The sequence below is a fragment of the Nostoc parmelioides FACHB-3921 genome (genome assembly GCF_014696625.1).
In the GTDB taxonomy this organism is placed as follows: domain Bacteria; phylum Cyanobacteriota; class Cyanobacteriia; order Cyanobacteriales; family Nostocaceae; genus Trichormus; species Trichormus parmelioides.
In genome coordinates, this window is the sequence record NZ_JACJQL010000020.1 from 59,334 (window position 1) to 74,643 (window position 15,310).

General features: G+C 40.9%; 11 protein-coding genes. 10 read left to right on the forward strand and 1 reads right to left on the reverse strand.

Annotated elements, in window-relative coordinates:
* Nucleotides 1-39: 39 nt before the first annotated feature.
* Nucleotides 40-1,953, reverse strand: coding sequence for a scytonemin biosynthesis sensor histidine kinase (locus tag H6G14_RS15200; protein WP_190568196.1), 1,914 nt, complete (start codon nucleotides 1,951-1,953; stop codon nucleotides 40-42).
* Between the two features lie 1,042 nt (nucleotides 1,954-2,995).
* On the opposite strand from H6G14_RS15200, the gene scyA reads away from it, so the two are divergent.
* From scyA to tyrA, 10 genes are all read left to right on the forward strand, one after another.
* A complete protein-coding gene (scyA, locus tag H6G14_RS15205; protein WP_190568197.1) occupies nucleotides 2,996-4,882 on the forward strand; it encodes a scytonemin biosynthesis protein ScyA in 1,887 nt (628 codons plus the stop codon).
* Nucleotides 4,883-5,297: 415 nt separating this feature from the next.
* A complete protein-coding gene (gene scyB / locus H6G14_RS15210) occupies nucleotides 5,298-6,359 on the forward strand; it encodes a tryptophan dehydrogenase ScyB (RefSeq protein ID WP_190568198.1) in 1,062 nt (353 codons plus the stop codon).
* 36 nt (nucleotides 6,360-6,395) lie between these two features.
* A complete protein-coding gene (gene scyC / locus H6G14_RS15215; RefSeq protein ID WP_190568199.1) occupies nucleotides 6,396-7,388 on the forward strand; it encodes a scytonemin biosynthesis cyclase/decarboxylase ScyC in 993 nt (330 codons plus the stop codon).
* A gap of 11 nt (nucleotides 7,389-7,399) precedes the next feature.
* On the forward strand, nucleotides 7,400-8,662 hold the full coding sequence (locus H6G14_RS15220) for a ScyD/ScyE family protein (RefSeq protein ID WP_190568200.1): 1,263 nt from the start codon (nucleotides 7,400-7,402) through the stop codon (nucleotides 8,660-8,662).
* A 220-nt stretch (nucleotides 8,663-8,882) separates the two neighbouring features.
* A complete protein-coding gene (locus H6G14_RS15225; protein ID WP_190568201.1) occupies nucleotides 8,883-10,241 on the forward strand; it encodes a ScyD/ScyE family protein in 1,359 nt (452 codons plus the stop codon).
* A 130-nt stretch (nucleotides 10,242-10,371) separates the two neighbouring features.
* Complete coding sequence (gene scyF, locus H6G14_RS15230) at nucleotides 10,372-11,553, forward strand: scytonemin biosynthesis PEP-CTERM protein ScyF (RefSeq protein WP_190568235.1); 1,182 nt, start codon at nucleotides 10,372-10,374, stop codon at nucleotides 11,551-11,553.
* A 97-nt stretch (nucleotides 11,554-11,650) separates the two neighbouring features.
* Nucleotides 11,651-12,358 (forward strand): EboA family metabolite traffic protein, encoded by a 708-nt coding sequence (locus H6G14_RS15235; protein ID WP_190568202.1) that lies wholly within the window; start codon nucleotides 11,651-11,653, stop codon nucleotides 12,356-12,358.
* 68 nt (nucleotides 12,359-12,426) lie between these two features.
* Nucleotides 12,427-13,362 (forward strand): TatD family hydrolase, encoded by a 936-nt coding sequence (locus H6G14_RS15240; RefSeq protein ID WP_242053444.1) that lies wholly within the window; start codon nucleotides 12,427-12,429, stop codon nucleotides 13,360-13,362.
* Between the two features lie 156 nt (nucleotides 13,363-13,518).
* Nucleotides 13,519-14,418, forward strand: a complete 900-nt coding sequence (gene eboC, locus H6G14_RS15245) for a UbiA-like protein EboC (protein ID WP_190568203.1) — start codon at nucleotides 13,519-13,521, stop codon at nucleotides 14,416-14,418.
* Nucleotides 14,419-14,464: 46 nt separating this feature from the next.
* The gene (gene tyrA / locus H6G14_RS15250) at nucleotides 14,465-15,289 is read left to right on the forward strand and encodes a bifunctional chorismate mutase/prephenate dehydrogenase (protein ID WP_190568204.1); all 825 of its coding nucleotides are present in this window, start codon (nucleotides 14,465-14,467) and stop codon (nucleotides 15,287-15,289) included.
* Nucleotides 15,290-15,310 lie beyond the last annotated feature (21 nt).

Consider the following 15,310-nt stretch of genomic DNA (forward strand, 5'->3'; position numbering starts at 1 on the left):
ACAGAAATTTAACATTTATAACTTGGAGCAAATGAGGTTCTATATCTTGTGTGGCAGCACTACAGTAAATGTCGTACCTACGCCAACTTTACTTTCTACTGTAACCTGACCACCGTGTAAATCTACCAGAGTTTTCACAATCGATAACCCCAGTCCAGTCCCAGGAATATTATCAACATTATTGCCTCGGTAAAACGGTTCAAAAAGTCGTTTTTGGTCTAATGTGGAAATTCCAATTCCATCATCTTTAACCTGAAAAATTATTTTATCATTATTACCTAAAAGCCTCAGTTCTACCATACTCCCAAAGGGAGAATACTTAATTGCATTATCAAGCAAATTCTTGAGAATCGAATCTAATATATTTTTATCCATCCAAACTGTTAGATATTCAGTCTGGCTAATAAAATTAATATAATTAGGAAAATTTGCCATCTGCATTTGTGAAATTACATCTTTGCAAAACTCCACTAGTTCAAATCGACTAGGCTCAAATTTAAGTTTAGCTGCTTCTGTTTTAGCAAAGAGCAACATATCATCCAACATCTGGTTGAGTTGTTGAATAGATAATTGCACTTGATCGAGTAATGGTTGTATCGTCTCTTCTGTCTGTGCATTAAGATATCGCTTGAGCAAGCTATTGGAAAAAGAGACGATATTTAACGGATTACGGAATTGATGACACACCATAGAAAGGAAACTTGCTCTTAATTCACCGAGATGTTTTGCTTGGTCTAAAGCCTGAGTAAGCTCTGATTCTGCTTGTTTATAATCGGTAATATCAATAGCCGTAATCATTTCTACAGATTTACCTTGAAAATCTATCGTGCTATCCAGTATTGTGACTGCACAAGATAACCAACGCTCTGCACCATTTTTGGTTAAAATACTGATTTCTTGATACTCAAAGTTAGTGGAGGGAGCCGAATTACGTATCTGTCTACCTTTTCTATATTTGATGAGTCGCCGTATATCGAACCCATTGAGAAGTTCGGTTCTCGTGTAGCCTGTAAGTACCTCTACAGCAGGATTCACATAACAAAACTGTGTATCTTGAACTAGAAAAGTGCTAGCATCGCTAGTTTCCGCTAAAGCTCGAAACCTAGCTTCATTTAGTCTTAATGCTTCCTCTGTTTGCTTAGATTCAGTAATGTCCCAAATGCTCCAGACTCTACCAATTATTTTTTTTCCCAGCCACTGCGGTTGAGAATAGTGAGCAAAAACCCTACCGTCTTTCAATTCCAAAACATCATAACTCTCAGTATTAGACGTACTAGAAACTGCCCAAATAAGTCGATTAAATGTCTCAGGGTCTTTCATCTGGCTCTCAAAAAAAGCTTTACAGCGAGGGCATTTCTTAGACAATATTAGTTGCTGGGGTATCTTCCACATCTCAGCAAACTTTTGATTATAATTGAGAATATCGCCTTCAAAATTAATCGCCACAATGCCGATCGCAGTAGATTCGAGAGTCGAGCTAAGTAAAGATAGAGAAGTTTCTAAATAAACTTCTTTCTTCTTGAGTTCATAAACTTCTTGCTGCAATTTATTATTGGCATCCCTTAATTCATTAATCCACTTCTGCACGCTTAATTCTACGATTTCATGACTTTTTTCTCGCACAAAAACACAGCAAAATCGCCTCCCTTGCTCTTCTAAAAATGTCAAGGACATTTCTACTAAAAATATCCTTCCACTCTGAGAACGATATCTAGTTTTAAATGTACAGTTATCCTTGCATCTGATTTCATCCCAATCATGTAACGTAAAATCTATATCTATACTGTGCAGATTCATCGCTAATAACTGTTCACGAGAATATTCAGTCATACGACAAGTTGCATCATTGACATATAGAAACTGCCAATTGTCTCCCAAACAAAAGGATGCTTCTACGGCATTGTTGATCAGGTAATGGGCAAATTTAAACTCTAATTCTGACTGTATATTCATTACTTGCTGTAACTCCCAAAAAATCTCCTATTTTTACTTATTTCCATAAAAAAAATAAATTTTTGATTGAATTTGTCGTGAAATTAGCTATCTTTTATAGGATTTATACTTGACTTTTAATTTAAATATAGAATTCCTCTATAATGTGGTGATTTACACCTAGAAATGTACCAATAGTTTCTTTATATAATCAAAGTCTAATATATAACTTTTGTAGCCATAAAAACTTAATGATTTCTGTATTATTCATTTCTTTATAACCTATCAACCACGATCTGCTTATATGAGTAAATAAATTACTAAACTTACATATTCTTGTTTTTCCTCAACTTATAAGTCTTTACTCCTTAATTAATTCTCTTAATTATTCTTAAACTACTCACTCAGGAATCTAATATGGATGTATCAGTTCCTTCATCTGTCGTTAGAGATACATTAATGACCAGTATTTCTCAGCCTGTTTAAAAACCATCTATCAGAAGATATAGATTTGATTTTTATAGTGCTTACAAGCATTACTTACTCCGCAAGAGAGATGAACTCAATGGTCAGAATGACTTTGCCCATCAACAAAAGTTAGCTTTTCTTGTGGAGTTGTACGAACAACGAGTTCGATTTATATCAAAATAGACTGGCAATACTACGGTGAGTTCACAACAAACATTTGCGCTTGATGTTGATAAGTAATTAATTGTTTCATTAAAGTTAATGTGACATAACTTAACAAATAGCGCAAGATATCCACAATACTTGCTGGATTTTTGGAGCAAAGGATGGTTATTTACAGGAGTGCGAAAGAATTGGTAACTGTAATCAAAAGATTTTTCATTGCAAACAGTTATTGATTTCCCGTACTCTAGTCTCCATAAGTACCGATTTGTGTTTTAAAAAGTTTTTCTGCTGGGCAATTCAAGCTGCACTATAACCTCTACTACTGATTTGTCCCAACTTTGTCAACATTATATGCAACAAGTTTCTTAAGGTTAGATAGCTAAGTGTAGTCTAGAGAGCCTTGTGCAAGTTCTGGAATTAAGTGAAAGCAATGAGTCAAAAACATACTGATTCCGACTCCCAGATTATGACTGGTGATCTTTACCAAGAATTACCTACCAACGGCAGCCAATATGTAGAATCTTTGTCTCACGATTCCCGTGAGTTGAACGATATAGAAATTCAGCCGTTTTTCCCTAACCATTCCCACTCCGCACTGTCAGTGGCAGAGGCTATTGTTCTCATGCTGACTAAGTTGGGAGTGTCTAGCGCCTTTGGTGTCGCTGGGGGCGCTATGGCTAGCCTATGGAATGCCCTATCAAACAGCTCCATGCAAGTGCTAAACTTTCGCCATGAAGCGGGAGCCGCCTTTGCTGCGATTGAAGCACATTTTGCTAGTAATCACCCTACTGTAGTATTTACTACAGCCGGGCCAGGGATGACCAACGCTCTCACAGGCTTATTTGCTGCCCGTGGTGAAGGTGCCAAGGTGATTCTTTTGTCCGCTTGTACCTCAGCACCACAGCGTGGACGCTGGGCAATCCAAGAAACTAGCACTTACACCCTGCCTAGTGGGGGAATGTTTACCCCTGGTGCATTGTTCAACTACGCTATTACTATAGAGTCGGCAGCCCAATTGCCGCAGATTTTCCGCAAATTGGCTTTGGGTTTAGCTCAACCAGGTGGTTTTGTTGCTCACTTGAGTATTCCTACAGGTGTACAGACAAGTCTTGTTGAGGATATATCTTGGCCTCAGCTAGATGTAGCTGCTTATCGGGTGACTGCTCACAAAGATAAGATTGCCAAATCTGCAAAGTTATTATTCTCCGAACCTTTTGCCATCTGGGTGGGTTTTGGGGCGCGCAATGCTGCTAAAGAAATCCGCCTATTGGCAGAGAAAACAGGTGCAGCCGTTATCTGTTCACCCCGTGGTAAAGGGATATTTCCTGAAGACCATCCTCAGTTTGTGGGTGTCACAGGTTTGGGTGGTGACGCTTCTGTCATCACTTACATGGAAGAACAACCACCATCCCGTATCTTGGTGTTAGGAACCCGCTTAGGTGAACCGACTTCTTTCTGGAGTCCAACAATGGTTCCAGCAAAAGGTTTTGTCCATGTAGATATTGATCCGGAAGTTCCTGGTGTGGCTTATCCCTATGCCAATACCTTCTCGATTCAGTCTGACATTAAGACTTATTTACAGGAGCTTGGGCAACATTTCCCAGAAACTCCTCGTTTTAGTGTTGTGTCTTTACCTCGTCCCCAAATCGAAGCAATTGCTACCGGAGTGGGTGAGTCAGTACGTCCAGAAGTCCTGATGGCAGCAATTCAGAAGATTATTGTTGAAGGCAGTGATGCGATCGTTTTGGCGGAGTGTGGTAACTCATTTACTTGGTCAACTCATTATCTGCGATTCACTGAACCTAATCGTTACCGAGTCAGCACTGGAGTTGGCGCAATGGGTCATGCGGCGACAGGTGTTGTAGGCGCGGCCCAAGCGCGCAAGGGTACAGCTGTGGCGATTGTTGGCGATGGGGCAATGCTGATGAATAACGAAATCAACACAGCCGTAAAGTATAAAATTCCGGCAATTTGGATTGTCCTTAACGATGCTCGATACAATATGTGCTATCAAGGCATGAAAATATTGGGCTTAAAAGGTGCAGATGCAGAGATTCCCCCAACAAACTTTGTGATGGTTGCTCGTGGGATGGGTGCAGACGGTATTGTCGTGCAGAGAGAGTCTGATTTGGAGGCTGCTTTAAAAGAAGCGATCGCCTCACAAACTCCCTTTGTCGTCGATGTCATTATTGATGGCGATCGCCCCGCTCCTTCTGGCGCAAGAAATAAAAGCTTGGCAGCCCAAGGAGTGAAATTAAATGGTAATGGCAATGGTAAACCAACAACCACCAAACACGTGTCTTTTCCCTTGGTTTAATTGTATGTCTGGGATTATATCTGAGGCAATGACTTATGCTCTGTCGGAAACCATTGTTAAGAAATCTGGTATGAAAGGAAAGGTTTTCTCTTCATACCAATAACCAAAACAATGAAGTTAGAAATACAAAGCTTTATTGGACAAACATCTAAGCTTTTAATTTCTGAATAACTTAATTATACAGAGTAGCAAAATCGGACAAACTCTTCGTAAATATTCTTCACACTTCTCCAATTTTTCCAACTGATCAATTACCAGACTGTTGTTCTCCAGAAGAATAACATGAGCCAACTTTTATCTAGTTATAAATACCAATTCTCCAAAATTCAGCAATTCTGATTACGTTTGTTGCTTCTAATGTTGAATTGGTATTATTTCCCCTTCATCAATCCACAAACAAGATTGAGAAACCACAATGCAGCTATTTGAAACTGTTAGAGAAATGGGGCATGAGCAAGTACTCTACTGTCATGGAAAAAATCCAGACATCAGAGCAATTATTGCCATCCATGACACCACTTTAGGCCCAGCAATGGGAGCGACAAGGCTTTATCCTTATATCAATGAAGAAGCCGCTTTAAAAGATGCTCTGCGTTTGAGTCGTGGAATGACTTATAAAGCCGCCTGTGCTAACATCCCCGCCGGTGGAGGTAAGGCAGTTATTATTGCTAATCCCGCAGATAAAACCGACGAAATGTTGAGAGCTTATGGACGCTTTGTTGAAAGTCTCAAAGGACGTTTTATCACTGGACAAGATGTTAATATAACTCCCCACGATGTCCGCACAATTAAACAAGAAACTGACCATGTAGTTGGTGTGGAAGAAAAATCTGGTGGGCCTGCTCCCATCACAGCTTTAGGTGTATTTTTAGGTATTAAAGCTGCTGTAGAATTTCGTTGGCAAACCAAAAATCTTGCAGGCATGAAAGTAGCTGTTCAAGGCTTAGGCAATGTTGGCAAGAACCTTTGCAGACACTTGCATGAAAATGGAGTTGAACTGGTAATCACTGATATTAGCCCAGAAAAAACAGCAGAAATAAAACAGCTTTTTGGTGCTACAGTAGTAGAGCCGGAAGAAATTTATTCACAAAATGTAGATATATTCTCTCCCTGTGCTATGGGAGGAATTATCAACAGTCAAACAATTCCCCAAATACAAGCCAAAATTATTGCTGGTGCTGCCAATAACCAGTTAGATAATGAGCGTTTACATGGTCAAAGATTAGTAGAAAAAGATATTCTATACTGTCCTGATTATGTAATTAATGCTGGTGGCATCATCAACGTTTATAACGAAATGATTGGCTATGAAGAAGATAAAGCCTTTAAGCAAGTAAATAATATTTACGACACATTGCTAGCGATTTTTGATATTGCTCAACAGCAAAGCATTACTACTAATGATGCTTCAAAAAGGCTGGCGGATGAACGAATTATGAAGGTGAAAATCAGTAGAAATCAGCCAATTGCAGCTTAATACCGAACCATTAATTATTAATTTGAGGAGTGCATAGTGGAAAAAAATACATTTGCAACATCAGCGTATATTGCCACATCACCAGAAACAGCTTTCGAGTATCTTTGTAGTTTAAAAAACTTAGATGACTGGACATTATTTAGTCGAATGCAGGAAAAAATTGACGAAGATACTTGGCTAGGAACTGCATCTGGTTATCAAAGAAACCTATATTATCACGTTAAAAAACTCGAAAACCCTCTGTTTTATGGTATTGAGTGGCATTGCGGGTTTGAGTACAATAAATACTTCCAAGTTTATCCTGTACTACTATTTCCGCCCAACTATATCGAACCGGGAACAGACGAAGAAGGCGTTTACTTCCATTGGTTGAGCTTTGTTGACCCTGGGCGACAAACACCAATGATTATGCAAGGTATTCATACAGTACACACTTCTGAGTGTCGTTCTCTTAAAGCTAATTTAGAACGCAAAATTGGTCACACTACAGCAGCTAAGGGACGCTACTTTATTGATACCGATACTATCTATGTTGATGCTCCAGTTGAACTGGGCGTTGATTATTTAAACGAAGTTAAAAATATTGATGAATGGGCGCATTTAGTCAGACCTGTAGGTGAAGTTAGTGGTCAATCTGGTGAATTTGTAGACGAATATGATCAAAAAGTCAAAATTTCCGCACGGGTTCATAGTCTGAGCAAATATTACTTACTAGAACAAGAATATTTTTATCCAGAACACAACTTCTATCAGCGTTCTGTAGCTCTAATGATTCCCGCAGCTTATTCATTTGCAGACCCTGAAGCTTCAGGTTTTATCCTCCATCGGATTACCTTCTGGAAAAATGGTGAGCAATTTGCCCACGGCAAACTTCAGTTAGAAGATTTCGGTGCTGAGAGTATGAATATCAAACGTTTCTTGGAAGCTAAAGCTGGCAACTTCAAATCCTTTGACAGAGGTATGAGTTATGTACCAGTACATAAAACTCAACAGCAAGAATTGTCGTTAGTTAGGGGTGTAGGGGTATAGGGGTGTAAGGTGTGGATTATAAACTGAGTATTACTTTATTTACTTTTTGTGTTGCTGCTTTTTCAGGCATGAAAGCTGCGGAAGCTGCCTCTTTTTCTGTAGTGGCGGATGGTCTGAATAATGCCAGAGGTTTGAGCTTCGACCTTGATGGTGCGTTATATGTGACCGAAGCGGGAACGGGAGGTAATGGTGCTTGTATTCCTCCCATTACAGGTCAAGGTGGTTCTTTGTGCTATGGCGCAAGTGGAAATGTTTTGAAGATTGAGAATGGTGTGGCAACATCTGTACTCACTGGACTACCTTCCATCGCCCTAGCTGATGGTACGGGGGCGGGGGGAGTGCGAGATATCCAATTTGATGCAACAGGTAAACCTTATATTTTGCTGGGATATGGAGCTAATCCAAGCTTTCGTGACAATCTTGGCAATATAGATTTAGGGAAAATCATTGCTCCCAACTTTCAAACCAATTCATGGACGGCTGTTGCTGATTTAGCTAATTACGAGCTTGTCAATAACCCCGATGGGGGCGATATCAATAGTAATCCTTTGGGCTTTTTTATTGATGGTAATAACCTAATAGCTGTAGATGCAGGTGCAAACGACTTGCTAAGTGTGCAAACAGACGGCAGTAACTTGCAAGCGCTAGCTGTGTTTCCCCAAGAGATATTAACCAATCCAGTTTTCCCACCCTCCGGTACTCCATCCACCGAACCAGGACAAGTACCAACTCCGACAGAACCGCCGCCATCCCAATTACCTATTCAAGTAGTACCTTCTAGTGTGGTTAAAGGCCCCGATGGCGCTTACTACATCAGCCAATTTACTGGTTTTCCCTTTCCTGAAGCTGGAGCCAAAATCTATCGTGTTGATACTGATGGGACAACAACAATCTACGCAGATGGATTTACGCAGTTAACAGACTTGGAATTTGATAGTGCTGGTAATTTGTATGCCTTGCAGTACGCCAATCAATCAGCGTGGAAAGGTAACTTCGATGGTTCATTAATCAAGATAGCTACGGATGGGACTCGAACCACCATCCTGAGTGGTAATGGACTAGAGTCACCTAATGCTTTAGCGATCGCACCTAATGGAGAGATTTATATCACGAATCGGAGCGATCGCCCAGGACAAGGGCAAATTATTAGAGTTGAAAATTCCCAGTCGGTTCCTGAGCCTAACCCTACTTTAAGTTTGTTCCTACTCGGCGCTTTGGGCCTTGGTTGGCTGCGGAGGTCAAAAAGAGATGGACTTCTTGGCCAAAAGGTTTGAAATAGCGTTGTTTTTCTCCCATCTTCCCCTGGTTTTCTTTGTGCCATTCTCCTACTAGTCTGCCAAGAGAACTTTGCAAGGTTAATAGCAGCACAAACAATCTCTTTCTCCCCCTGCTTGCCCTAGCCTAGCAATTTTGAGTTGGTGAACTACTACACCAATCACCCAATCCAAACTATTAATTTTTCCGCCAATTACTAACTCTCATTCTTAATCAAGTATGAAACTCAAGTCATTTGCTGTTACATCTATTACATTGTGTTTTGCGGCAATTTGTGGAACATCCTCTGCACAAGCTGCTAGCCTAACGACTATTGTCGATGGGATCAGTAATCTACGAGGTATTAGCTTTGGCCCTGATGGAACTCTTTATGCAGCCGAGCCAGGTATTGGAGGTAACGGGAATTGCCAGCCATCTCCCAGTACACTTTTTCAGCCTATCTGTGCCGGTAATAGTGGTTCACTGGTTAAAGTCTCACCAGATGGTACCAAACAACGGATATTTACTAACTTTCAATCAATAGCAGAACAACCCAGTGGCAACCAAGGAGCTGGTATTCAAGACCTGCAATTTGACTCTTTGGGAAATGCTTATCTTCTAACTGGGTTTGCTGGTTATCCAGGAAACCGTGATGCAGAAACCCTTGAGCTTGGTTCACAATACCCCATTCCAGAACAGCAACTTATTACTTTCCCACCATCCACACCCGATAAAGTCTTAAATACTCCCCTCTTAGCACAACTATATAAAGTTGACCTGAACACCGGATCTCTAGAAAGTATTTTCGACTTTGCTGAGTATGAGATCATCAATAATCCAGATGGTGGTGATGTAGTAACTAATCCCTACGATCTAACCGTTAATGGTGACACTGCTTATGTCGTTGACGGTGGTGGAAATGCGGCTTACAAAATTAAACTTGATGGAAGTGAATTCCAAGCAATTGGTATTCCCAAGGCTGTCATTAGTGCTTCAGAGTTACCACCCTTACCACCAGGGGTAGAACTACCACCAGGGCTAGTGGAATTCCTGCCCGGAGGACAAATAGCAGTACAATCTGTACCTACCGGAGGTACAGTTGGCCCTGATGGAGCTTTATACGTTGGCGAATACACAGGGTTTCCTTATCCAGAAGGGAAATCGCGGATTTTCCGCATTGATGAAGATGGGAGTCCAGAGGTTTTCTTGGATGGATTTACCCATATTACTGACCTAACCTTTGATGAGAATGGCAATTTGCTGGTTTTACAGTTTAGCGACACCTCTCAGTTAGAAGGTGATTTACGCTTCCTTCCTGGTTCTCTCATCCAAGTAAATCCGAATGGCGATCGCACAACATTGGTTGCCGCAGGTGAAGGGTTAGAATCAGCTGATGGAATTACTATTGGCCCTGATGGCAAAATTTATATTAGTAGGCGTGGTGTCGGCCCAGGATTAGGATCGGTTGTTCGGGTGGATATTCAAAGTGTTCCCGAACCTACAACTGTATTAGGTACATTAACAGCAGCTGCTCTAGGTGCAGCTTCTATGCGGAAGCGTAAATATAGCAAAGAGTTGGCTGTTGCCAGAACAAAATAAGCCAGGAGCAGGGGGAATAAACAAGTAGAACGAACAACAAAGGAAAGTTGACTTTCCTCATCCCCCTCATTTCTATTGAACACCTTTGTAAGTTTAACCGATTCAAAGTAAACTCTGGAGCTTAACTGTGATGGTATTTTTAAGAAAATTTTCAATACCGCTTATGGGTGCTGGATTAATGACACTAGCAACTGTAAGTGAAGCCAAAGCTGTAACTTTAAAATACGAAAGTAGCATTGGTAGACCTGCCACCTTTGTGGATGGTGATTTCCCAGGTGTCCCAGGAACCCTTGCGGTTCCCCAAGGAATAGGGGTACAAGATTCAACCAAAAATATTTTTGTCAGTAATGGTCGGGGTATTGACCGTGTAGATGTATTTGATAGCCAAGGTAACTTTTTAAGATCAATTGGTAGCACCGGCAGTGGCCCTGGACAATTTGATGAGCCAGCAGACCTGAGATTTAATCCCATCACAGGCGATTTACACGTTGGTGATGTTTTCAACAGCCGGATTAACGTTTTCGATGCCCAAGGTAATTTTAAGACCTCCTATGGTTCATTTAGTGGGCCTGTAGAGGGTAGATTATTCTTTGGCCCTGGAGGCATGGATTTCGATGCGGCTGGTAATTTGTATGCCACTGACTTCAGTGCAGATATCATCAAAGTATATAATCCCGAAGGAGTGCAAATTAGAACTATTGGCAGTCCGGGAAGTGGCGATGGACAATTTTCTGGGCCTGGGGGGTTAATTATCTCAGAAAATACTGGCAGAATTTACGTCAATGACCAATACAATGGTCGCGTTCAAGTTTTAGACCCAGAGGGTAAGTTCTTATTTGCCTTCGGTTCTACAGGCTCCGCACCCGGTCAGTTTAGGGAACCAATCGGTATTGATGTAGATGAGTACGAAAATCTTTATGTCGCGGATTCTCAAAATAGCCGTGTGCAAGTATTTGATAAAGATGGTAACTTCCTCACATCATTTGGAGAACCAACCCGCAATACTGCTGGTGAAGTTGTGCCACCTCCTACACCTCCAGCGCTTGGTGGAACTACTCCCTATGGTAGCCCTATTGACCTGACACCAGGAAAGTTTAACTGGAGTGCTGGCTTACATTACGATGATGGCAAAGTATATGTAGGCGATTTCTTCCAAGGTCGTGTTCAAGTGTTAGCAGTAGAAGGCAGAACTCAAGTACCTGAGCCTACTTCAATATTGGGTTTAGGTTTACTAGGATTAGGTTTTACTGCTACCAAATTGCGGAAAAACAGACACCGTAAACCAAGCATTAGTTTAGATAAGCGATTGTAAAAATCTGCTATCTAGTTCTGCCAATTTGGACTGTACTTCTCTGTGGTTTAAAAATTATTTAACCACAGAGACAAGCAAATAAATTCAAACATAAATTATGTCTGCTTTAATTAGTATAAAAACAACAAGTATTAGTAGCCTATTACGTTACTGGATATCACAAATAGTAGATAAAGAAACCATTACTTGGCTTGATGAAAAACAGGAACAAATTAAAAGTAGTGTCACTGGTCGAGAGTTTTTCATTACCTTTAGTATGGTGTCTCGTTATGTAGTTAAAGACCAACTACAATTAACTCCAGAAGATTTGAAAGCAGCCTCGACACTGCATACAGACTGGTTTCCTGGTCATTGGAGTGTGGAGCAGTCCGCCCGTACAATTCTGGTACTAGCTTTACCAAAAGATGATATAGAAAAATATTTATCCACTTTAGAACAAGTATTCACATCTGCGGATGTTGGTGAATTAGTCGCACTTTATCAGGCTTTACCTCTATTACCTTTTCCAGAACGATGGCAAAAACGAGCGGCTGAAGGTGTTCGCAGCAACATGACGGCAGTATTTAACGCTATAGCTTTACGCAATCCCTATCCGGCAAAGTATTTTGATAGTTTGGCATGGAATCAGATGGTTTTGAAAGCGCTGTTTGTGGGTAGTCCTTTGAATTTGATTCAAGGTTTAGATGCGCGTATGAACCAAGAATTAGCAAGAATGTTAGTTGATTATGCCCAGGAACGCTTGAGTGCAAAACGTTCTGTATCTGCCGAACTCTGGCGACTAGTTGAGCTTATCAATTGTCAATAATTATTAGTACTTATCTAGTCACTAATCCGCAAAATTCTTTAATTTTAAATTGATATCTATCCCTAATTATGAATAACAGCGTTATTACTAAAGATATGATGTTTATTGACCCCCATATTCACATGAGTTCCCGCACTACTGATGATTATGAAATGATGCGTCAGTCGGGAATTGTTGCAGTCATTGAACCTGCATTTTGGTTTGGACAACCCCGGACTAATGTTGGTTCCTTTCAAGATTATTTCAACAGCTTAGTGGGTTGGGAAAGATTTCGGGCTTCACAGTTTGGTATTAAACATTACTGCACAATTGGGCTAAACTCCAAAGAAGCCAACAACGAAGCCTTAGCCGAGCAAGTCATGGAACTATTACCTTTATACGCTTGCAAAGAAGGTGTAGTTGCTATTGGTGAAATTGGCTACGACGATATGACACCAGCCGAGGATAAATATTTTCGTCTCCAACTAGAACTGGCGAGAGAATTAGATATGTTGGTGATGATTCATACGCCACACCGCGATAAAAAAGCAGGTACAAGCCGCAGTATGGATATCTGCATCGAACACGGGTTGAAACCATCACAGGTGATTGTAGACCACAATAACGAAGAAACAGTCAAAGAAGTTTTAGACAGAGGCTTTTGGGCAGCATTTACCATTTACCCAAATACAAAAATGGGCAATGCTCGTATGGTAGAAATTGTCCGTCAATACGGGAGCAGCCGCATCATTGTAGATAGTAGCGCCGATTGGGGAGTCAGCGACCCCCTAGCTGTACCCAAAACCGCCCTACTCATGCTAGAGCGTGGTATTTCTCAAGCAGATGTGCAGAAAGTTTGTTATCAAAACGCCCTTACAGCCTATAGCCAAAGCGGTCAAATGCAGGAATCCGACTGGCTCAACCTCCCACCAATCGACCAAAGACAAAAATTCAGCGATAACTCCGTCCTCCGAGGACAAGAACCATTAGTAGAATCGCGTCATGAATACGCACTGATTGAATAATTCGTAATTCGTAATACTCGCCAAGGGCGAGAAGCAAGCTACGTAATTCGTAATTCAGAAACAAAAAAGCGTCAGACCAAACTCTCTCTCTTTTCCCTCTCTGCGCCACCCTTCGGGAACGCTTTCAGCGAACCGCGTCTCTGCGTGAGTAAAATCATGAACACCACCACCCTAAACACCAACCCCTTATGGGCATATCTGCAATTAATGCGACCTGCCAATATTATCACCGCCTGGGCAGATATTATGGCTGGCTTCGCTGCTTCCGGTTACTTTATCCAAATAGACTTAGTACAACTACTATGGTTACTACTAGCCACCACCGGCTTATATGGGGGCGGTATTGTCTTTAACGATGTTTTTGATACCGAACTAGATGCTAAAGAACGACCAGAAAGACCGATTCCCAGTGGTCGCGCATCCCGCACAGGGGCGATTTTACTAGGAACTATATTATTAATTGTCGGTGTTTTGGCTGCGGTGCAGGTTTCCTGGGTGAGTGGAGTATTAGCTTTGGCGATCGCCACATCCGCATTATTGTATGATGCTTTTGGGAAACACCAGCCAATTTTCGGCCCCATCAATATGGGATTTTGTCGAGGCGGTAACTTGTTGTTGGGGGTGAGTGTCGTCCCTGGTTTAATAGGTGATTACTGGTTTTTAGCTTTGATTCCCATAGTTTACATTGCTGCTATCACCGCCTTGAGTCGTGGTGAAGTGCATGGCGGAAAATTGAGTACAGGTATCACAGCATTGTTGTTGATAGTAGCAGTAATTTTTGGGCTTTTGGGTTTAGGATTGCTCACAAATTATCAAGTTTTCACCGCTTTACCATTCTTGTTATTGTTGGCTATCCGAGTATTAATTCCTTTTATCAAAGCTGCACGCCAACCAACACCAGAACAAATCAGGATTGCAGTGAAAGCAGGTGTGTTATCTTTGATTATTTTAGATACTACTCTAGCTGCTGGTTTTGCTGGTTTATCCTATGGGTTACTCGTTTTAATTCTTCTGCCAATTTCCATGATATTGTCCCAAATTTTTGCGGTGACTTAACTGTAATTCATGCACATTTAATAGATAAAAATTGGAGATTGAAAAAATGTCTTTGCAATCCCAACTTAACCTAGAGTTTACATCAATAAATCAGATTAAATTCCGCCGCATCACTATCATTGGTGGACGCGGGAGAATGGGTAAGTTATTCGCTGAACAACTTGCGGCTATTGGTCATCAAGTTAATGCTCTAGGACAACAAGATTGGGATGATGCAGAACAACTGTTAAGTCAAGCAGAATTAGTGATAATTTCTGTCCCTATTGAATATACTGTCGATGTCATCAAACGTGCAGCTAAATATCTGACTCCTAGTACAGCTTTGTGTGACATTACCAGTATTAAAATTCAGCCAACTCAAGCCATGTTGACACACCATAATGGTGCTGTAATGGGCTTACATCCAATGTTTGGGCCAAGTGTATCATCTTTTTCTGAACAAAAAGTAGTGGTGTGTCCTGGTCGTAATGATGACGAATTTCAATGGTTATTAGATTTGATAGAAAATCAAGGTGGTGAATTAATTACTAGCACGCCGGAAGAACATGACGAGATGATGGTGTTTATTCAAGCAACGCAACATTTTTATAGATTTAGTCTTGGTGTTTTCTTTGCTCAAGCAAATGTTGATATTGAGCGGAGTTTATTGATGTCGTCACCTAGTTATCGCCAGGAAATTGAAATTATTAAACGCTTGTTTCGTCAGAATCCTAGTTTGTGTGTTGATATTATGTTAGCTACCGAGGAAAGATGTCAGGCGATTAATGATTTAGCTGATACTTATGGTCGTTTGGCTAAGTTGGTGGTGAATAAAGATAGGGAAGCTTTAATTAAGGAGTTTGAGAAAAACAAGGTTATTTTTTCTGGTTAAGGGATGAGTTTTTAACGCAGA

Bases quoted from the DNA above. Each gene is read 5' to 3' on its own strand.
- H6G14_RS15200 (WP_190568196.1), bottom strand. From the start codon at position 1,953: ATGAATATACAGTCAGAATTAGAGTTTAAATTTGCCCATTACCTGATC.
- scyA (WP_190568197.1), top strand. From the start codon at position 2,996: ATGAGTCAAAAACATACTGATTCCGACTCCCAGATTATGACTGGTGAT.
- scyB (WP_190568198.1), top strand. From the start codon at position 5,298: ATGCAGCTATTTGAAACTGTTAGAGAAATGGGGCATGAGCAAGTACTC.
- H6G14_RS15225 (WP_190568201.1), top strand. From the start codon at position 8,883: ATGAAACTCAAGTCATTTGCTGTTACATCTATTACATTGTGTTTTGCG.
- scyF (WP_190568235.1), top strand. From the start codon at position 10,372: ATGGTATTTTTAAGAAAATTTTCAATACCGCTTATGGGTGCTGGATTA.
- H6G14_RS15235 (WP_190568202.1), top strand. From the start codon at position 11,651: ATGTCTGCTTTAATTAGTATAAAAACAACAAGTATTAGTAGCCTATTA.
- H6G14_RS15240 (WP_242053444.1), top strand. From the start codon at position 12,427: ATGAATAACAGCGTTATTACTAAAGATATGATGTTTATTGACCCCCAT.
- eboC (WP_190568203.1), top strand. From the start codon at position 13,519: ATGAACACCACCACCCTAAACACCAACCCCTTATGGGCATATCTGCAA.
- tyrA (WP_190568204.1), top strand. From the start codon at position 14,465: ATGTCTTTGCAATCCCAACTTAACCTAGAGTTTACATCAATAAATCAG.